At 68.5% G+C, this 20,193-nt stretch carries 12 protein-coding genes, 1 pseudogene and 1 riboswitch; of the genes and pseudogenes, 5 read left to right on the top strand and 8 right to left on the bottom strand.

What is annotated here, in order from left to right:
- Nucleotides 1–197: 197 nt before the first annotated feature.
- On the bottom strand, nucleotides 198–1,574 hold the full coding sequence (locus tag ACJQWM_RS09725) for a DUF3999 domain-containing protein (protein ID WP_411306789.1): 1,377 nt from the start codon (nucleotides 1,572–1,574) through the stop codon (nucleotides 198–200).
- 14 nt (nucleotides 1,575–1,588) lie between these two features.
- Nucleotides 1,589–4,381: a DUF2339 domain-containing protein gene (locus ACJQWM_RS09730; RefSeq protein WP_411306790.1), complete on the bottom strand. Its 2,793-nt coding sequence runs from the start codon at nucleotides 4,379–4,381 to the stop codon at nucleotides 1,589–1,591.
- Nucleotides 4,382–4,497: 116 nt separating this feature from the next.
- A riboswitch (cobalamin riboswitch) is annotated at nucleotides 4,498–4,790 on the top strand.
- Between the two features lie 385 nt (nucleotides 4,791–5,175).
- Between ACJQWM_RS09730 and ACJQWM_RS09735 the strand changes: the two genes are divergently transcribed.
- Both ACJQWM_RS09735 and ACJQWM_RS09740 read left to right on the top strand, forming a co-directional pair.
- On the top strand, nucleotides 5,176–7,500 hold the full coding sequence (locus ACJQWM_RS09735; protein WP_332707261.1) for a ribonucleoside-diphosphate reductase subunit alpha: 2,325 nt from the start codon (nucleotides 5,176–5,178) through the stop codon (nucleotides 7,498–7,500).
- A 111-nt stretch (nucleotides 7,501–7,611) separates the two neighbouring features.
- Nucleotides 7,612–8,619 (top strand): ribonucleotide-diphosphate reductase subunit beta, encoded by a 1,008-nt coding sequence (locus ACJQWM_RS09740; protein ID WP_332707234.1) that lies wholly within the window; start codon nucleotides 7,612–7,614, stop codon nucleotides 8,617–8,619.
- 149 nt (nucleotides 8,620–8,768) lie between these two features.
- On the opposite strand, the gene gap is transcribed toward ACJQWM_RS09740, so the two are convergent.
- Nucleotides 8,769–9,773: a type I glyceraldehyde-3-phosphate dehydrogenase gene (gene gap / locus ACJQWM_RS09745; protein WP_332707237.1), complete on the bottom strand. Its 1,005-nt coding sequence runs from the start codon at nucleotides 9,771–9,773 to the stop codon at nucleotides 8,769–8,771.
- An 89-nt stretch (nucleotides 9,774–9,862) separates the two neighbouring features.
- On the opposite strand from gap, the gene ACJQWM_RS09750 reads away from it, so the two are divergent.
- Entirely contained in the window at nucleotides 9,863–10,699 is an 837-nt protein-coding gene (locus ACJQWM_RS09750) for a S1/P1 nuclease (RefSeq protein WP_411306791.1), read from the top strand.
- Between the two features lie 323 nt (nucleotides 10,700–11,022).
- Entirely contained in the window at nucleotides 11,023–11,772 is a 750-nt protein-coding gene (locus ACJQWM_RS09755; protein WP_332707243.1) for a sulfite exporter TauE/SafE family protein, read from the top strand.
- Nucleotides 11,773–11,881: 109 nt separating this feature from the next.
- On the opposite strand, the gene ACJQWM_RS09760 is transcribed toward ACJQWM_RS09755, so the two are convergent.
- Both ACJQWM_RS09760 and ACJQWM_RS09765 read right to left on the bottom strand, forming a co-directional pair.
- Nucleotides 11,882–13,588: a TonB family protein gene (locus tag ACJQWM_RS09760; RefSeq protein ID WP_411306792.1), complete on the bottom strand. Its 1,707-nt coding sequence runs from the start codon at nucleotides 13,586–13,588 to the stop codon at nucleotides 11,882–11,884.
- Complete coding sequence (locus ACJQWM_RS09765) at nucleotides 13,575–13,946, bottom strand: BlaI/MecI/CopY family transcriptional regulator (RefSeq protein WP_332707249.1); 372 nt, start codon at nucleotides 13,944–13,946, stop codon at nucleotides 13,575–13,577. The genes ACJQWM_RS09760 and ACJQWM_RS09765 overlap by 14 nt, the downstream gene beginning before the upstream one ends.
- A gap of 166 nt (nucleotides 13,947–14,112) precedes the next feature.
- On the opposite strand from ACJQWM_RS09765, the gene ACJQWM_RS09770 reads away from it, so the two are divergent.
- Complete coding sequence (locus tag ACJQWM_RS09770) at nucleotides 14,113–15,420, top strand: diguanylate cyclase (RefSeq protein ID WP_332707252.1); 1,308 nt, start codon at nucleotides 14,113–14,115, stop codon at nucleotides 15,418–15,420.
- Nucleotides 15,421–15,511: 91 nt separating this feature from the next.
- On the opposite strand, the gene tkt is transcribed toward ACJQWM_RS09770, so the two are convergent.
- The 3 genes and pseudogenes from tkt to ACJQWM_RS09785 all read right to left on the bottom strand — a co-directional run.
- Nucleotides 15,512–17,518 (bottom strand): transketolase, encoded by a 2,007-nt coding sequence (gene tkt / locus ACJQWM_RS09775; protein WP_332707255.1) that lies wholly within the window; start codon nucleotides 17,516–17,518, stop codon nucleotides 15,512–15,514.
- A 249-nt stretch (nucleotides 17,519–17,767) separates the two neighbouring features.
- On the bottom strand, nucleotides 17,768–19,102 hold the full coding sequence (locus tag ACJQWM_RS09780; RefSeq protein WP_332707258.1) for a dicarboxylate/amino acid:cation symporter: 1,335 nt from the start codon (nucleotides 19,100–19,102) through the stop codon (nucleotides 17,768–17,770).
- 566 nt (nucleotides 19,103–19,668) lie between these two features.
- Nucleotides 19,669–20,193, bottom strand: a pseudogene (locus tag ACJQWM_RS09785) (BatD family protein); the annotation flags it as partial.

A 20,193-nucleotide genomic window follows, 5' to 3' on the forward strand; every position in this document is an offset into this window, starting at 1 on the left:
ATGGAAACCGAAGCCCTCAGAACTCTCCCCACAGGGTGTGCGTCGCTTCAGGCCCTCCCCTTCAAGGGGGAGGGTTGGGTGGGGATGGGTTTGATCTGCGCGAAGACCAGCAACAACCAGGTCCAACCCATTCCCATCCCGGCCTTCCCCTTGAAGGGTAAGGAGACAAGCGGCCAAGCGCCCGAAAGGCGAGACAGTCAGTCTTGAGTCGTGCGCGGCGCGCGCAGCAGACTCGCCGCAAGCCCTGCCACCACCAGCGCACCCAGACCGAGCACGCCCCACAGCAACCAGGTTTTCCAGTCGCGCGACGGCTGCAACGCGGCCTCGCCGGCCAGCACCTGCGGGGTCCCGAGATATGCCGGCGCCGGGCGCCAGGCCGGACCGTTCTGTTCGCGCAGCGCGGTGACCAACTGCGGCAGCGGCGACTCGGCACGCCGCGCGCGTGCGCTGCCAGCGACCAGGCGATACGGCGTCGGACCTTGCGCGAGCAACACCACGACGTCGGGCCGATACCCCAGCCGCAGGACCGGCTCGCCGGCTGCGACGTCGCTGCTCGCGCGCAGACGCCAGTAGCGGTCGCGCACGCTGCCGCCCAACGTGCGCGCACCGGATCGGCGGCCCCGTCCGGCGTCGTCGATGTTGTAGGTGACCCACGGCCCGAGCCGCGGCCGCCAGTCGGCATCCATGGCATCCCGGCTTTCCAGCCGCCATTCGGCCGCATGGTTGCCCGGCATCGCGATGTCGACCTGCTGCACCGGAAACCGGCCGCCGCTGTCGTATTCGAACGTGCCCGCGCTAGACGTACGCAGCGGTTGCAGCGCGAGCCACTGCGGCGCCGCTTGCACCGTCGCGTCGGCGAGCTCCGCGTTGAGCGCGGTGACCTCGATCGGCTGGCCGTTGCGGTCCGGCGTCAGGCGCAGGTAACGCGCGGGTCGATGCCGCAGGCCGGTCAACTCGATGCGCCGCTGCAGCAGGCGGCGCTCGTCGCGGCGCAGGTCGACCAGCCGCCCCTGCGTCTGCAGCGTACGCCAGTGCTGGAGATCGTCGCTGACCTCAACGCGGTAACCCAGATCGAGCGCGTCCACCGGCTTCCATTGCAGCTCCAGCGCCACGATCGGCTCGCGCACCCGGCTGAGATCCAGCAGCAACGCGGTGCGCGGCAGCGGTAGCGCGGTCGCATCGTCGGTGCGCACCTCGACCCGGCGCAGCCGTCCGTCGGCGTCGGCTTCGCTGATCAGACGCCAGCCTGCGGCGGCGCCATCGGCGGCAGCCGCCGGCAATGCGAACCACGGCAGCGGCACACGCCGCGCCGGTTTCGCCAGCGGCTGTTCCGGCGCGAACACTGCGGCCGGCATCGCCACACCATCAGCGTTGATTACTTCGAAATCGCGCAGGTCGGGCGTCTGCAACTGCCGGTACACATGTTCGTCGAGCACCACCCGGTACGCACCGGCGTCGTCACGACTCAGGATCAGCGGCCATTGCGTTGCGTAGTCGTCACGGACCGCCGCGAGTGCGACCAGCGGCAGCAGCACGGCGACCAGCAGCATGGCGGCTAGCAGCAGGCGTTTCATGCACAGCGGGCGACTCATGGAGTGTTCTCGCCGAGTTGGAAACCGCGCACCTCCGCGCGCGGCGGCGCCGGCGCGAAGTACCCGACCACCGTGCACAGCAGGCCGTAGGCGATGAACGACAGGATGCCGAGCAGGTTGCCCAGGTGCTGGCGATCGACCATCAGCAATTTGCCCAGCACCACCGCCATCAGAACCGCTCCGGCCAGCCACAAGCCGCGCTGCCCGCGATGCGAGCCGAGGATCCAGCTAATAACCCCGAGCAGGCTCCACACCACGGTCAGGCTGGTCTGCACCAGGCTCATCGAGAACATCGTGATGCCCCACGGCGCGTCGCCCAAGTGATGGGCGGCGCGCAAGGTCACCACGCTGACCAGCGCGAAACCCGCGATGGCCAGCAGCGGGATGTGCCGCGACGCGAGCTCGTCACCGATCTGCGGCGATCGCAGCCATGCCGCGAGCACAAGCAGCATCACCACCTGCACCAGTTCGAGCGGGTTGAGCAGCGGCAACCACGGCAGCGGCGCGCTGTCGCCAGCTAACCACAGCCCGTTGCACCAGCTTAGCGCGAGGCCTATCGCGAGCAGCCATTGCAGTCCACCACGCCACTCATCGAACCGCTCCGTCAGCGGCGACGATACGGACTGCGGCCGCCATTGCAGCGCCGCCGCGAGCGCGAGCCACGGCAGCATCGTGATCGCGAACAGCCAGCCCGAACCGAGCCCTGCCGCGTCGACCAGCTGATGCAGCGACAGCGACGCCACCAGCGCCCACCCGAGCAGCCACGCGCCGTGGCCGAGGCCGACCGCGCTCACCGGCTGCTCGCGCAGGCTCGCCAGGATGCGCCAGCCCGCGATCGCGAACAGCAGCCACGCGATCGCGCCGTGGCCCGCCAACGGATGGGTGTGTGCGTCGACCTGCGCGAAGGCTAGCGGCAGCGTTGCCAGCAGCGCCAATGCCGCGGTCCACACCAGCGCGGCCGACGGCAGGCGGCGGTGCACTTCGGCCGCAAGCCAGCCGGTGACCAGCGTCAGCATCAGCACAAAGTCGATCTCGACAGCGCCGGTCGCGAACCTGTCGATCTCGTGCAGCCCATTGCCGAACCACCAGGCCAAGCCCCACACGTAGTAGCACCCCGCGGCCTGCCCCACGTCCGCGAGGCGATAGCTCCAGGCACTCGCGAAGCCGGCCAGCGCGATCAGCAGCGCCGCCATGAACGGTGCATTCGCGATGAGCACCTGCGCCGGCCAGGTCACATCGCCCACGCCGATCGCAAAGGCGACCGCCGCACCCACCTGCAATGCCGCGCCCGACCACTGCTGCAGCCGGTTGCGTTGGCGCAGCCCAAGCCAGGCGAGCGCCGCGCCTTCGAGCGCGAACACGCAGGCGGTCGCATGCGCCGCCACAGCCAGCGGCACCGCGAGCGTCGCAAAACCGACCGCGAGCACCGCATACGGCGCGACCAGTCGCTGGAAGTGCTCGCGCCGCCGCAACCACGCCGCGAGCAATGAGTAAATCGCTCCGAGCCCGAGTGCGCAGTACGCAAGCGGCAGCCGCTCGCCCTCGAGCAGGCCGGCCTGCAGCGAGAACGCGACCAGCGGGGTGCCGAACAGCAGGCAGCTGTCGATCACGTCGCGTCGGCCCGCAGCGCGGCGGCGCGCGTACAGGACCGGAATCAGCAGGTAGAACGCGAAGAACAGCAGCAGGAACGGCTGGGTGGTTGCGAAGTCTTCCGGGCGATATTCCAAAACGCCCCACAAGCTGCCGATCGCGAAGGTGAAGACGAACCCCAGCACGTTGAGCGCACGCCACGGACGCCACCACGCGATCGCGAAGATCGCCGCGTTGAGCACCGCGTAGTAGCCGAACAGCGCGACATGGTTGCCCTGCCCGGTGGACAGCCACAGCGGCGCGAGAAACCCCGCGAGGATGCCCAGCAACGCCAGCGCCACCGCGTTCTGCGCCACCGCCAGTACACCCGCGCCCGCGACCAGCACGATGCTCAGCGCGAACGCGGCGCCGGCCGGCAGCAACGGCACCAGCTTGAACGCTGCGAACACCACCAGCAGCAGCACGCCGATCGCGCCGCCCTGCAGGCTCAACGCAAAACCGCGCCGGGTCTCGCGCTGGCGCCAGCCGAATACCAATGCCGCGAGCGCGGCCGCCGCCACGCTTGCGAAACGCAGCTCGACCGGCAGCGACACCCAGCCCTGGTCACCCGCGTACTTCAGCAACGCCGCGACGCCGGCGAACAACACCAGCATGCCGACCTTCACCGGCACGTTGCCCTCGCTGAACCACCGTCGCACCGCGCGTGCGGCGAGCGTGAGCGGATCTGGCGACTGCAACTGCGACTGCGACCGACCCGATCCGGAAGCCGCGTGCGCCGGGAGCGGACGCGCGGAAGTCGCACTGGCTGCCGACGGCAGCGGCGGTGGCGATGCGGCTTTCGACGAGGATGCTCTCGACGAGGATGTTGTCGATGCGGTGGCCGACGATGCAGGGGCGGGCGGCGTCGGTACGGCTGGTGTGGTTGCGCTCGGTGCAGGTCCGGGCTCGGTTGCCGCGCGCGGCTCGGGCGCGACCGGGCGCTGCGGCGCGGTGCGCTGCGCCTGCATCAGTTCGGCCAGCGTCGGTTCGTGCATGGCGGCGTCCGGCGCCTGCGCGTGCGCGGCGGCATGGCGCCGGGCGAGCTGTTCTTCCAGCGCGGTCACGCGCCTGCGCAGCCCGCCGATCATCGCCAGCGCAACGACCAGCAGCACCGGCACGGCCAAGACCACCAGCACAAGCAGTCCGATCAACCCTTCCATAGCCTGTCCCCCTGTCCCTTCCCAGCGCCGAACGTTACACCACCGCCACCGCGTATGGCGAAATCCGGTGATGGCGGCCATGGGGCACATTTTGTGTTGACCGCACGCATCGTCCACATTATGTTGTGGCCGTCGGTGCCGACCTCGGTCGGCTTAAAACGGGAAGCCGGTGCGGATCGAACGATCCCATTCCGGCGCTGCCCCGCAGCGGTAGTGGAAACGACCGCCGTCATGGCACTGGGGCGCCAAACCCTGGGAAGCGACGGCCAGTAGGTGAAGTCGGTTTTGTTTTTCGTAGGAGCGGCTTTAGCCGCGATGCTTCTGGCATGCGATCGCGGCTAAAGCCGCTCCTACGAGAACGCCGTCTCGCGTCCAGAGCCCGAAGACCTGCCGACAGCCGCGCGATGCACACCGCGCGGTGACCGGCCAGCGAGTCTTCGGGGGAAGACGGCCGGTGTCGCAACCGCATCGTTCGATGCGGACAGGTGGCCGCGTCTCGGCCCGCGCGACACCCGCATCCCACCCTGTCGACTCCGCGCCCGCGGGGGCGTGGCCGTGCCGCCGAAACCGCGCTGCGGTGCCGGCCGGTGCGTCCGCGCCTGCGTGCGTCGTCCTTCGAGGGGAGGCCGACGAACCGTGCGCCCACGCACCGGAGTCACCTTATGTCCATGCACGATGCAGACGCTGCCGTTGTCGAGCACGCCGTCGACACGACCACGACCGTTCGCACCACCCACGCGCACCACGACGACAGCCCCGGCTTTGCGCTGACCCCACCCGCCGCCGCGTCCAGCATGAGCGTGACCAAGCGCAACGGCGCGCGCGAGCCGGTCGACCTCAACAAGATCGTGCGCGCGATCACCCGCTGCAGCCAGGACCTGTATGCGATCGATCCGATGCGCGTCGCCACGCGCACGATCTCCGGGCTTTACGACGGCGCCAGCACCCGCGAACTCGACGAGTTGTCGATCCGCACCGCCGCGCTGCTGACCGCCGAGGAGCCCGAGTACGGCCGGCTCGCCGCGCGCCTGCTGGCCGGGGTGATCGAGAAGGAAGTCGCGGCGATCGACATCAACGCGTTCTCGCAATCGGTGCAGCGCGGCTTCGATCTGGGACTGGTCAACCCGCGCCTGCTCGGATTCGTGCAGGCCAACGCGCGCAAGCTCAATGACGCGATCGACCACAGCCTTACCCATCGCTTCGACTACTTCGGCCTGCGCACGCTGTACGACCGGTATCTCTTGCGCCACCCGACCGCGCGGACGGTGATCGAGACGCCGCAGCAGTTCTTCCTGCGCGTGGCCTGCGCACTGTCGGAGGACGTGGCCGATGCGCTCGCGCTGTACCGACGCATGGCGCAGCTCGACTACATCCCGAGTTCTCCGACGCTGTTCAATGCCGGCACCACCCACGAGCAGCTGTCGAGCTGTTTCCTGCTCGATTCGCCCGAGGATTCGCTGGAGGCTATCTACCAGCGCTACATGGACGTGGCCAAGCTCAGCAAGTTCAGCGGCGGCATCGGGCTGAGCTACACGCGGATCCGCTCGCGCGGTTCGCTGATCCGGTCGACGAATGGATTGAGCAACGGCATCGTGCCGTGGCTGAAGACGCTTGATGCCTCGGTCGCGGCGGTCAACCAGGGCGGCAAGCGCAAGGGCGCGGCCTGCGTCTACCTGGAGCCGTGGCATGCCGATGTCGAGGAGTTCCTGGAGCTGCGCGACAACACCGGCGACGAGGCGCGCCGCACCCACAACCTCAACCTCGCCAACTGGATCCCCGACGAGTTCATGCGCCGGGTCGAGAGCGATGCGACGTGGTCGCTGTTCGACCCCCACCAGGTGCCGCAATTGACCGACCTGTTTGGCGAGGCGTTCGATCGCGCCTACTTTGCGGCCGAGGCCGCCGGTCTGGCCAGCAAGCAGGTCAAGGCGCGCGAGCTGTACGGCCGGATGATGCGCACGCTGGCCCAGACCGGCAACGGCTGGATGAACTTCAAGGACAAGTCCAACCGCGCCTGCAACCAGACCGCGCGCGCCGGCAACGTGGTGCACCTGTCCAACCTGTGCACCGAGATCCTGGAGGTCACATCGCAGGACGAAACCGCGGTATGCAACCTGGGCTCGATCAACCTGTCGCACCACGTCGAGCTGCTTGACGACGGCAAGGCCGCGTTCGACTTCGAGAAGCTCGCCGAGACCGTGCGCCTGGCGGTGCGCCAGCTCGACCGCGTGATCGACCTTAACTTCTATCCGATCGAGACCGCGCGCCGCGCCAACCTCAAGTGGCGCCCGGTCGGGCTGGGCGTGATGGGCCTGCAGGACGTGTTCTTCAAGCTGCGATTGCCGTTCGATTCCGAACCGGCGCGGCAGCTGTCGCGCGGGATCGCCGAAGCGATCTACTTCCATGCGTTGTCGGCGTCGAACGAGCTGGCGCTGGAGCAGGGGCGCCACCCGGGCTTCGACGACACCCGCGCCGCCCGCGGCGAGTTGCAGTTCGACGCATGGGACGCCACCCCGACCGACGGCGCACGCTGGGACGCCCTGCGCGAGCGGATCAAGCAGCACGGCCTGCGCAACTCGCTGCTGGTCGCGATCGCGCCGACCGCGACCATCGCCTCGATCGCAGGCTGCTACGAATGCATCGAGCCTCAGGTGTCCAACCTGTTCAAGCGCGAGACGCTGTCGGGCGATTTCCTGGTGGTCAACAGGTATCTTGCCGAGGAGCTCAAGCAGCTCGGGCTGTGGACGCCGGAACTGCGCGACGCGATCAAGCTGGCCGAGGGCTCGGTCCAGGGCATCACCCAGATCCCCCAGTCGCTGCGCGCGGTCTACCGCACAGTGTGGGAGGTGCCGATGCGCTCGCTGATCGACATGGCCGCCGAGCGCGGCGCGTTCATCGACCAGAGCCAGTCGCTGAACCTGTTCATCGAGAGCCCGAACATCGGCGCGTTGTCGTCGATGTACATGTATGCGTGGAAGCAGGGATTGAAGACGACGTATTACCTGCGCTCGCGGCCGGCGACACGGATCGCGAAGTCGACGGTGAGTGCGATGGCGGCGCCTGAAGCAGCCATCGCGTGCTCGCTCGAGAATCCCGCGTCCTGCGAGGCCTGCCAATAGCGATGCCGCTGTAGGAGCGGCTTCAGCCGCGATCGGGAGCCGGCGCGCGCGATTGGAGATCCGATCGCGGCTGAAGCCGCTCCTACGCAGTCCGAACATCCAGGAAAAATCATGTCCAACCTCCTACTCTCCCCCGGCTTCGACCTCACGCTGCGGCCGATGCGCTATCCGCAGTTCTACGAGATGTACCGCGACGCGATCCGCAACACCTGGACGGTCGAAGAGGTCGACTTCTCGCTCGATGTCAACGACCTGCGCGACAAGTTGGGTCCGGCCGAGCGCCACCTGGTCGAGCGGCTGGTCGCGTTCTTCGCCACCGGCGACAGCATCGTGTCCAACAACCTGGTGCTGAACCTCTACCAGCACATCAACGCGCCCGAGGCGCGCATGTACCTGTCGCGGCAGCTGTACGAGGAAGCACTGCACGTGCAGTTCTACCTCACTCTGCTCGACACCTACCTGCCCGACCCGGCCGAGCGCGCCAAGGCTTTCGACGCAATCGAGAACATCCCCTCGATCCGCGCCAAGGCCGAATTCTGCTTCCGCTGGATCGACTCGATGCAGGAAATTCAGCGCATCGAGACGCGCGAGCAGCGCCGCCAGTTCCTGCTCAACCTGATCTGCTTCGCCGGCTGCATCGAGGGCCTGTTCTTCTTCGCCGCGTTCGCCTACGTGTATTACCTGCGCTCGCGCGGGCTGCTCAATGGCCTGGCCTCGGGCACCAACTGGGTATTCCGCGACGAAAGCGGGCACATGACGTTCGCGTTCGAGGTGATCAAGACCGCGCGCGAGGAGGAACCCGACCTGTTCGATGCCGACCTGCGCGCGCAGGTGATCGATATGTTCGAGCAGGCGGTCGAATGCGAAACCCTGTTCGCGCAGGACGTGTTGTCCGGCGGCGTGGTCGGCCTGTCACCCAGGGACATGCGCCAGTACCTCGAATACTGCGCCGACCAGCGCCTGGCCCAGCTCGGCATGCCCAAACACTTCGGGTCGAGCAACCCGTTCGGCTTTATGGACCTGCAGGACGTGCAGGAGGTGACCAATTTCTTCGAGCGCCGGGTGTCGGCCTATCAGGTGGGCGTGCAGGGCGAAGTTGCGTTCGACGCGGCGTTCTAGCTCGCGTCTTTCGTAGGAGCGGCTTCAGCCGCGATCGTGACGGCATTCGCACGCGCCGGTTTCCGATCGCGGCTGAAGCCGCTCCTACGGGCGCCGGAACGAAAAAGCCCCGCTACTGCGGGGCTTCTCCATCCAACTGCGATGCCGGCTTACTTCGCCGCCACCACCCGGGCCATCTCCAGGCACTTGTTCGAATAACCCCACTCGTTGTCGTACCAGCTGACCAGCTTGACGAAGGTGGCGTCCAGCGCGATGCCGGCGCCGGCATCGAAGATCGAGGTGCGTGCATCACCGCGGAAGTCGGTCGCGACCACCATGTCCTCGGTGTAGCCCAGGATGCCCTTCAGCGCGCCTTCGCTCTGCGCCTTCATCTCGGCGCAGATCTCGGCATAGCTGGCGTCCTTTTCCAGCTCGACGGTCAAATCGACCACCGACACGTCCGAGGTCGGCACGCGGAAACTCATGCCGGTGAGCTTCTTGTTGAGCTCGGGGATGACCTTGCCGACCGCCTTGGCCGCGCCGGTGCTGGACGGGATGATGTTCTCCAGGATGCCGCGGCCGCCGCGCCAGTCCTTATTGCTGGGGCTGTCGACGGTCTTCTGGGTCGCGGTGGCGGCGTGCACGGTGGTCATCAGGCCGCGCTTGATGCCCCACTTGTCGTTGAGCACCTTGGCCAGCGGCGCCACGCAGTTGGTGGTGCAACTGGCATTGGAGAGGATCGCCTCGCCGTTGTAGCTCTTGTGGTTCACGCCGAACACGAACATCGGCGTGTCGTCCTTGGAAGGGGCCGACATGATGACCTTCGATGCGCCGGCATCGAGATGCTTCTGCGCGGTGTCCTTGGTCAGGAACAGCCCGGTGGACTCGATCACCACCTCGGCGCCGACCTCGTCCCACTTCAGGTTGGCCGGGTCGCGCTCCTGGGTCAGGCGGATCTTCCGGCCGTTGACGATCAGATGGCTGCCCTCGACCGCGACCTCGCCCTTGAAGCGCCCGTGCACCGAGTCGTACTGGAGCATGTAGGCGAGGTAGTCCGGCTCGAGCAGATCGTTGATCGCGACGATCTCGATGTCGCCTGCGAAGTTCTGCACGGCCGAGCGCAGCACATTGCGTCCGATGCGGCCGAAGCCGTTGATACCAACCTTGATCGCCATTTCGGGGCTCCTGACAGGCGGATGACATGAAAGCCCGGTATTTTAGCGTCTCGGGTGGAATCCGTTCACCCCGCATCCGGAATGCTGCCATGCGCCTTGTGCATCTGACTGCGATCTTGCCGAAACTCCCGCCCAGACGCCTGCCTGTCGTGCTGCTCACTGTGTTGCTGGTCTTTGCCGGACCGGCGACCGCCTGGGGGCCGCTGGGCCACCGGCTGGTCGCGGCGCTGGCCTGGGACGACCTGACGCCGCAGGCCCGCACGGACATCGCCGACCTGCTCGCGGCCGAAGCCGAGCCGAGCCTGCCCGGCGTGGCCACCTGGGCCGACCAGGTGCGTGCCAACGATCCGGACCTGGGCAGGCGCAGCGCGCCGTGGCACTACGTCAACATCGCCGAACACGATTGCCGGTATGACGCCGAACGCGCCTGCGCCGGCGGCGACTGCGTGGTCGAGGCGATCAACGCCCAGGCCGCGATCCTCGCCGACCGTACCCAGCCCCGCGCCGCGCGCGTGCAGGCGCTGAAGTTCGTGGTGCATTTCGTCGGCGACGTGCACCAGCCGCAGCACGCCGGCTACGGCGACGACCGCGGCGGCAACGATGTCGAGGTCACCCTGCCCGACGCCCACGGCGAGGACGACGGCAGCAATCTGCACGCGCTGTGGGACAGCGGCTTGTTGCGCACCGCCGCGCTCGACGAGGCGGCCTACCTGCACCGGCTGCGCGCCATGCCGCTGGCGGTGTCGGCCGACGGCGATGCCGCGGCCTGGGCGGAAACCTCGTGCCGGATCGCGGTGCAGACCTACCCGGCGCAGGCGGCCATCGCGCCGGCCTATGTCGAGCGCTGGCGGCCGGTGGCCGAGGCGCAGCTGCGCCGCGGCGGGAGCCACCTGGCGGCCATGCTCAACGCCGCGCTCGGCGGCTGAGCGCTGCAGGAGCGGCTTCAGCCGCGATCGTGAGCAGACCGGCTGCGCCGATTCCGGATCGCGGCTGAAGCCGCTCCTACCGGGGCGAAGGGTCCGGCTTTCAATCACGACCGGAGCGGCAAGGACATTCGACGCGGATCAGAGCAAAAAGAACGCGGATCAAAGCAGGTGGGAAGGTAAGAGCGCCTTTATCCGGTTTATCCGCTTCATCCGCCTTTTTTCGCTCCGATCCGCGTCAAAATATCTTACCGATCCAGCAATTCGATCGCGGCTGAAGCCGCTCCTACGGGGGATTACGGCGCGCTCGCGTAGCATGCGCGCGCATGGGCGAGACCGAACTGCTCCTGGCGCTGCTGTTGCTGGTCGTGGCGACGCTGTATTCGTCGGTCGGCCATGCCGGCGCCAGTGGGTACATCGCGGCGATGGCGCTGCTCGGGTTCGCGCCCGAGCAGATGCGCCCGACCGCGCTCGCGCTGAACCTGCTGGTCGGCGGCATCGGCCTGATCCGCTTCTGGCGGAACGGGCACGTGCGGTGGCGCAACGTGCTGCCGTTCGTGCTGAGCTCGGCGCCGGCGGCGTTCTTTGCCGCGCAGGTGACGCTTGCGCGCGAGAGCTATTCGATGCTGCTGGGCGCGGTGCTGCTGGTCGCGGCGTTCGGTGTCTTCCGCAGCGCGGCAAACGCCGAGTCCGAGGACGTCCGGGCGATCGGGCGTCGCGTGCCGTGGCTGCCGGGCCTGCTGGCCGGCGGCGCGATCGGGGTGCTGTCGGGGCTGACCGGCACCGGCGGGGCGATCTTCCTGACCCCGCTACTGTTGTTCGCGCACTGGATGCCGACGCGCGAGGCCAGCGGCACTTCGGTCGCGTTCGTCTGGATCAATTCGCTGACCGCCCTGAGCGGCCTGCTGCATGCCACCGGCACGCTGCCGGTCGCCTTGCCGGCGTGGCTGATGGCAGTGGCGCTCGGCGCACTGATCGGCACGCAGCTGGGCCTGAAGTGGCTGCCCGTGAAGATGCTGCGGCGAGCGCTCGGAGTGGTGCTGCTGATCGCCGCCGGCAAGCTGCTGCTGGCGTAGGGTGGGCACGGTCTTTGTGCCCGCCGACCGGGAACGGCGATGGTGGGCACCGATAGCGTGCCCACCCTGCGGTCCTCGCCGCAATGCAGCGAGTGGCCGCCGAGATCGCTCAGCCCTGCACTTCTGCCGGCTTATCCGGTTCGAACGTGACCGGCACCCGCACCCGGCTGGCCACCGGCTTGCCATCCTGGATCTTCGGGTTGAACGACCACTTCCACGCCGCCTCGACCGCGGCGGTATCGAACACCCCGGCCGGTGTGGCGCTCTCGACCTCCACTGCGGTCGGCTTGCCGTCGGCGCCGATGTCGACCAGCAGCACCACCTTTCCACCCACGCGCTGTTCAGCGGCTTGTGCTGGATAGCGCGGCGGGTGCAGCGCTCTGGCGGCGTTGCCGGCGTCAAGCAGTGCGGGTGGCGCGGGTGGTGCCGGCGGTGCAGGCGGCGCCGATGGTGCAGGCGGTGCCGCCGATCCCGGAGCTGGAAGTGCCGCAGGCGGCGCAGGCGGCGCGGGCGGTGCGGGTGGCCGCGGAGGCGGCGGCGCAGGCGGCGGGTTCGATGTCAGCCTTAGTCCGAGCTCGATTGCTTCCGAGCCCCCCGTCGAAGCTTTGCCAATCCTGATTCCGGAAGCCTCTCCATTCCGAACGATCAGACGCGGCGATCCCACTACTGCGCCGTCCCGGGCAATGGAAGAGCGGAAATCGATCGTTCCATCGGGTCGCGGGGCCGCCGTGGCCGTCACTTCCCACAGCTGACCGTTTTCCCGCACGTTGAATGAAAACGGCTGGCCGGCGGGGTTGGCCAATGTGAAGTCATGCATGTCCCCACTGCCAATCTGCAGCGTGACATCGGCTCGGACCATTCCTGCGGCTGCGCCGTCAGCAGCAATGGACTCGCTGCGCTTGGGCTGCGCGGCCCAGGCCGAGACACCGGCGGTCACCGTCAGCACGGTCACCACCAGGCTGCCGGTAATCCAGCGGGACAACGAGGGAGCAGGTTGCTTGAGCATGGCGATTCTCTCCTTGAGCGGATGGGCGCGGCTGCCGTCGTAAGCCAGCCAGTGACACCCCAGCGGCAGCGGCTGCGCGGCGAGCTGGGTCCTGAACATCGCCTCGCCGTAGGCGCGGCGCGATTGCGGGTGGCGCGCGATCACGCGCTGGTCGCAGGCCAGTTCCTGGTCCTGGCGAAAATGCCGCGCGGCCAGGTGCAACAGGGGGTTGAACCAGAACAGGCAGCGCAGCGCGGCCGCCAGCGCATTGACCTGCAGGTCGCCGCGGCGGATGTGCAGGCGCTCGTGGGCCTGCATCAGCGCCTGCTGCTCGAGGCTGTAGCGGGTGTCGAAATCGGCCGGCACCACGATCCGCGGGCGCCACAGGCCCAGCGCCGCCGGCAACCCGTCGACCCCGCGGGCCTGCTGCAGGCCATCGCTGCGCATGCGCAGGGGACCCAGCGCGCGGCAGAAGCGGCGCTGCTGCCGGACCAGGCGGCCCGCCAGCGCGAGCGCGCCGAGCGCCCACAACACCGCAAGCCAGAGTTGCCAGTCGATCACGCGCACCGCCCCGGTCGCGAGCACCTGCGGGACCGGGGTGCCGACGGTCACCATCGACACCGGCACCGGCGCGACCGTCGCCGCCGGCAACAGCACCGCCAGCAACGCCGCAGGCACCAGCAGCCAGAGGCAATACGCGAGCGCCGCACCGAAGCGGCGGCGCAACGGCCGGCGCAGTGCCAGCACCAGCAACACCGCCACGCTCGAGGCCAGCGTGGTCTCGACCAGCAGCGCGATGGTGTCAGCGATAGCGGTCTCAGCGAGGCTCATCATCGATCTCCTCCAGCAATTGCCGCAGTTCGGCGATGTCCTCGCGGCTGAGCCTGCGGTGCTCGCTGAAATGCGCGACCAGCGGCGCGATGCGGCCGTCGAACAGTCGCTCCAGCAGCCCCTGGCTTTCGCCGAGCAGCCAGTCCTTGCGCTGCAGCTGCGGGGCGTAGAGATAGCGGCGACCGTGCCGTTCGGCGCTCACCGCGCCCTTGTTCAGCAGGCGGTTGAGCAAGGTCTTGATGGTCGGTTCCTGCCACTGTTGGCTGTCGGCGAGCGCCGCGACCACCTGATCGGCGGTCAGCGGATGGCGGCGCCACAGCACGTCCATCACGATCGATTCGGCTTCGCTGATCTGCATCGTTTACATCCGTAATTTTCATACAGATTACGCCTGTAAACGCCTCTGTCAAGCCCCTTTGCCGCCGCTGCGGCTGCCTGCCACCGTGCGTGTCGGACTCAAGCCCGCCGCGGCGTTGCCGATAATCACAGGACAATCCACCCGCCACGGACGACCGCCGCCCGCCATGACCCACTTCCCACCCTCGCTGCAGGACCAGGTCGGGACCGGGACCACCAACGGCCGCGTGTTGCTGATCGAGAACTCGCGCTTCTACGCCGGGATGCTGGCCAGCGAATTGCGCGAACGCCTCGGCGTCGACGTTGTTGTGGTGGCATCACTGACCGCGGCCAGACAGGCTCTGGAAACCCATGCCGCCACGCCGTTCTTCCTGGCCCTGACCGGCCTGGTGCTGCCCGACGCCGGTGGCGACCAGATCACCGGGCTGTTGATCGCCCACCGCGTCCCGACCGTGGTGGTGACCGGCGTTTACGACGAGACCGCGCGCCAGCGCCTGGCCGAACAGCCGATCATCGATTACGTACTCAAGGATGCGCCGGGCAACATCGATTACCTGGTATGGCTGGTGCGCCGGATCGAACGCAACCGCAGCATCACCGCGCTGGTGGTCGACGACCTGGCCGAGACCCGCGCGCAGGTGGCCGACCTGCTCGATCTGTACGGCTTTCGCGTGCGCTGCGCCGCGGACGCGGCGGCGGGGCTGGCGGCCCTGTCGGAGGATGCCTCGATCCGCTTGATCGTGGTCGAGCACGACCTGCCCGGCACCGACGGCATCGAGTTCATCCGCCGCGCGCGGCAGGCGCACGCGCGCGACATGCTGTCGATCGTCGGCACCTCGGCTGGCGGCGGGCCCTCGCTGGTCGCGCGCTTCCTCAAACAAGGTGCCAACGACTTCGTGCGCAAGCCTTTCTCGCGCGAGGAGTTCTTCTGCCGCATCTCGCAAAATGTCGACAACCTGGAGCTGATCGGCACCTTGCAGGACCTGGCCACGCGCGACTATTTGACCGGCCTGCCCAACCGGCGCCACTTCTTCGACCAGGGCACGCGCGCGCTGGCGCGGACGGACGCACCGATGACCGTGGCGATGCTCGACCTGGACCGCTTCAAGCAGATCAACGACCACTACGGCCACGACGCCGGCGATGCCGCCCTGCGCGCGGTGGCCGCGGCGGTGGCGCAGCACGCACGCGCCGGCGACCTGGTGGCACGTTTTGGCGGCGAGGAGTTCTGCATGCTCGCCGCGGAACAGTCCAGCGAGGCGGCCAGCGCCTCCCTGGAAGCCCTGCGCGATGCGATCGCGAAGCTGCGCATCATGTACAAGCAGCACACCATCCGCGTGACCGTGAGCATCGGCGTCTGCCATCGCCAGGACACCGACCTGCACGGCATGCTCACTGACGCGGACCGCCTGCTTTACCTGGCCAAGGCGCGCGGCCGCAACCGGGTGGTGTGCGAATCGTGGCTGCCGGCCTGATTCGCGAGCGCGGGCGCCGGGCTAGTCGCGGGGACCACACAGCTCTGTCGGCAATACCGGACGGGCGCGTCGTCGCACCCGCCCTGCACCCTCAGCCCAGCGCTTTGGCGGCCTCGACCACCCGCTCGACGGTGAAGCCGAAGTGCGGGAACAGCTTCTCCGCCGGCGCGCTGGCGCCGAAGGTGTCGATGCCGACCACCGCGCCATCCAGGCCGACGTACTTGCGCCAGAAGTCGCTGACGCCAGCCTCGATCGCGACCCGCCTGCGACAGGCGTTGGGCAACACCGATTCGCGGTAGGCGGCATCCTGCCGGTCGAACACGTCGCTGCACGGCATCGACACCACGCGCACGCCGTCGCCCAGTCGCTCGGCCGCCTGCATCGCCAGGCCGACTTCAGAACCGGTCGCGATCAGGATCAGCTCCGGGTTGGCGCCACCGCCGCGCAGCACGTAACCGCCGCGCGCAATGTCGCCCACCTGGCGCTGGTCGCGCGCCTGGTGAGCAAGGGTCTGGCGCGAGAACACCAGGCAGCTCGGGGCATCAAAGCGCTCGATCGCCATGCGCCACGCCACCGCCGACTCGACGGCATCGCACGGCCGCCATACGTCGTTGCCGGGGATGTAGCGCAGGCTTGCCAGGTGTTCGATCGGCTGATGGGTGGGGCCGTCCTCGCCCAGTCCGATCGAGTCGTGGGTATAGACGTGGATCGCGTGCGCTCCCATCAGCGCGCTCATGCGCACCGCGTTGCGCGCGTAGTCGCTGAACACCAGGAAGGTCGCGTCGAACGGAATGAAGCCGCCGTGCAGGTTCAGGCCGTTGCTGATCGCGGTCATCGCGAACTCGCGCACCCCGTAATAGACGTAGTTGGCGTCCGGGTCGTCGCTGTTGACCGATTTGCTGCCACTCCACAGGGTCAGGTTGGAATGGGCCAGGTCGGCCGAGCCGCCGACCAGCTCAGGCAGCAACGGCGCGAATTCGGCAATCGCCATCTGCGAGGCCTTGCGCGAGGCGATGCTGGGGCCTTCGGCCTGCAACCTGGCGACGAACGCATCGGCCGCGGCGGCGAACCCGGCCGGCAGCTCGGCGTGCGAGCGCCGCACCAGTTCCTCGGCCAGTTGCGGGTGGCGCTGCGCGTACGCGTCGAACTGCCGGTTCCACTGCTCCTCGCGCGCGGTGCCGGCGTTGCCCGCGCGCCAGCCGTCGTAGATCTCCTGCGGGATCTCAAACGGCTGGTGCTCCCAGCACAGGCCGCTGCGGCATGCGGCGATCTCGTCCAGGCCCAGCGGCGCCCCGTGGCTGGACTCCTTGCCCGCCTTGTTGGGCGAGCCATAACCAATGGTGGTGCGGCAGCAGACCAGGGTCGGCTTATCGCTGCTGGCGAGTGCCTGCTCGATCGCGGCCTTGATCGAATCACTGTCGTGCCCGTCGACACCGCGGACCACGTTCCAGCCGTAGGCCTCGAACCGCGCCGGGGTGTCGTCGGTGAACCAGCCCTCGACATTGCCGTCGATGCTGATGTGGTTGTCGTCCCAGAACGCGACCAGCTTGCCCAGGCCCCAGGTGCCGGCCAGCGAGGCGGCCTCGTGCGAGATGCCTTCCATCAGGCAGCCATCGCCCATGAATACCCAGGTGCGGTGGTCGACGATTTCCATCTCCGGCCGGTTGAAGCGCTGGGCCAACAGCTTCTCGGCCAGCGCCAGGCCGACCGCGTTGGCGAAACCCTGGCCGAGCGGGCCGGTGGTGGTCTCCACCCCCGGGGTCATGAAGTTCTCTGGATGACCCGGAGTCTTGGACTCGAGCTGGCGGAAGTTCCTGAGATCCTCGACCGAAAGGTCATAGCCGGCCAGGTGCAGCAGTGCGTACTGCAGCATCGAGCCGTGGCCGTTGGACAGCACGAAGCGGTCGCGGTTGAACCACTTGGGGTTGTTCGGGTTGTGGCTGAGGTAGTCGTTCCACAGCACTTCCGCTATGTCGGCCATGCCCATCGGCATGCCCGGATGGCCGGAGTTGGCGGCCTGCACCGCGTCGATGGCGAGGAAACGGATGGCGTTGGCGAGGTCGCGACGGGCAGGCTTGGCGGAGGCGGGCGTGGGCATGGGCAATAGGTCTTCGCGGCGGCGGGAAGCCCCCCTCCTTGTGGAGCGGGGCTGGGGTGAGGGGTCGGCGGAGCGCCGGTGAGAGTCGCAGCCGGCACGCGGCATGCTGGCACTTCATCACCGCGCCACCGTCCGCCTTCTCCCCGGGGAGAAGGTTGGAACGGGCGCCATTGTCCCATCCGTCCGCCGCGCTGTCGCGCCGGATCGCTGATCGCACACCACAGGGCCCGCCGCAGCGGGCGTCTGGCTCTACGCGACTGGCGGCGGGCTCGCCTGCGCGACCTTCTCAGTGCCCTGGCCGAACTCGCTGCGGCCGATCACCACCGAGCCGACCATGTCGCCGCCGACGTTTACCACCGTGCGACACATGTCGAGCAGCCGGTCGACGCCGAGGATCAGGCCGATGCCCTCCGGCGGGATGCCGAACATCACCAGGATCATCGCGATCACCGGCAGCGAACCGCCTGGCACGCCGGCCGCACCGATCGAGCCGAAGATGCACAGCACCAGGATCATCGCCTGCTGTACCAGGCTCAGCTCGACGCCGAAGAACTGGGCGAGGAACAGCACGGTGATGCCCTCGAACAAGGCGGTGCCGTTCATGTTGGCGGTGGCGCCGAGCGTGCAGACGAAGCGCGCGACGCGCCGCGGCACGCCGAGGTTGTCCTCCGACACCTTCAGCGTGGTCGGCAGGGTTGCGCTGGAGGACGAGGTCGAGAACGCCGTCAGCAGCGCTGGTTGCGCGTTGCGGAAGAACGCCAGCGGCGACATCCCGCCGAACACCCGCAGCAGTATCGGAAACACGATGAACAGGTGGATGCCGAGCGCCAGCAGCACGGTGCCGACGAAGCGCGCGAGCTGGACCAGCACGTCGAAACCGAGCACTGCGGTGATCGAGAACAGCAGCGCGGCGACCGCATATGGCGCCAGCTCGATCACCCAACCGATCAGCTTCAGGCAAATGTCGTAGATGCCCTGCACCGCGCCGACGAAGCTGCGCGTGCCGTCGCTGCGGATCACCGTTGCGGCGATGCCGAACATCAGCGCGAAGAACATCACCGCGATCAGGTCGCCCGCGGCCGCGGCGGCCACCGGGTTGCGCGGCACGATGTTGAGCAGCAGGTCGATGCCGGAAATGGTGCCGCCGCTGCCGGCGATCTCGGCCGAACGCGCACTGGACTCGGCCAGCAGCGTGTCCGCGACCTCCGGCGGCAGCCCGAGGCCGGGCTGCAGCACATTGACCAGGAGCAGGCCGATGGTGACCGCGATGCTGGTCACCGCCAGGATCCACAGCAGCGTCTTGCCGCCGATGCGGCCCAGCGAGTGCGGGTCGCCGATCTCCACCACGCCCAGCACCAGCGCCGAGAACACCAGCGGGATCACCAGCATGAACAGCAGGCGCAGGAACAGCTGGCCGATCGGATCGGTGACATAGGTCACCAGCGTGTCCAGCCAGCCGGCATCGGCGGCGAACAGGTTGGCCAGGATGCCGGCGCCGGCGCCGAGCACGAAGCCGATCAGCATCCGGGTGTGCAGCGCCATCTTCGGCTTGCCGGCGCCGGCGGCGGTGTGGTGTTCGGACATGCGTCTATTTCCCCCAGTGATCGGGCGAGCTTAGCAAACCCCCGGCAGGCAAAAACCGCTGTGGGCGCATCGCCCTGGCTCTCCTGCCGGGCTTCCCGGGCGCAACGTGTTTCGCCGGCGCTTGGCGAAGAGCATCGCGGCCATGGGCCGCTCCTACGGGGCCGATCGCGATGGCCGTGCGATCGCGATTTCCGTAGAGCCGAGCTTGCTCGGCTTCGTTCCCGCACGCGACATCGTTGCCGCCCGTGGCGGCGCAGCGGAGCAAGCTCCGCTCTACCGAGCCCGGCGGGTTGTTGTGCCCCGACGGCCTTTCGTAGGAGCGGCCCATGGCCGCGAGCTTTTTGTTCAGATCGCGACAAGCCCGTCCGGACGCGGAAGGCCCCAATACGCGACCGCGTTTCGCCGGCGCGGGAAAAGCATCGCGGCCATGGGCCGCTCCTACAGGAGGCGATCGCGTTGTCCGTGCAATCGCGATTTCCGTAGAGCCGAGCAAGCTCGGCTCTACGGACGCGTGGCGGCGCGGCAACGCCGCCCGGATCACCGCTTACCTCGCGGGCGAGCGGTGATCAGGCCCCGGGATAAAGCGGCGGCAGCGGCGAGGCTTCCGGCGCAGAGACCTCATGCCAGTGTGGCCCGCGTGCGAATGCCGCGCGCAGTTGCGCACGCGCGGCCACGCCGTCGCCATCGCCCCAGCGCGCGCGCTGCATCGAGGCGAGCGCCTCGCGCTGGGCCGGATCGCTGAGCCGGTCGATCAGCGCATCGACGTCGCGCGCGGGCGGCTGCGCCATCGCGCAGAGGATGTCGGCGAGCTCGCCGAAGTCGCCGGTGTCGAGCGCACGCTTGAGCGCGGCCGAGCCGGGTGCCGGTGCATGCCGGGCGTTGGCGGACACCCTGCCGGAAGCGGCTGGCGCGGCGCCGCCGTGCCGTTGGCGCTGCAGGGCCCACAGCAGCGTGACTAGCCACAACGCGGCAAAGACCAATGCAGCGGCCGCCCAGGCGCGATGTACCCCGCCATCCGCTGCCGCCGAGGTGATCGACGGATCGCCCGCAAGCGACGCGGGTTCGCCCGCCGGCGCCGGCGCCGGCGCCGA

Source organism: Novilysobacter longmucuonensis (assembly GCF_046600735.1).
GTDB lineage: Bacteria > Pseudomonadota > Gammaproteobacteria > Xanthomonadales > Xanthomonadaceae > Novilysobacter_A > Novilysobacter_A longmucuonensis.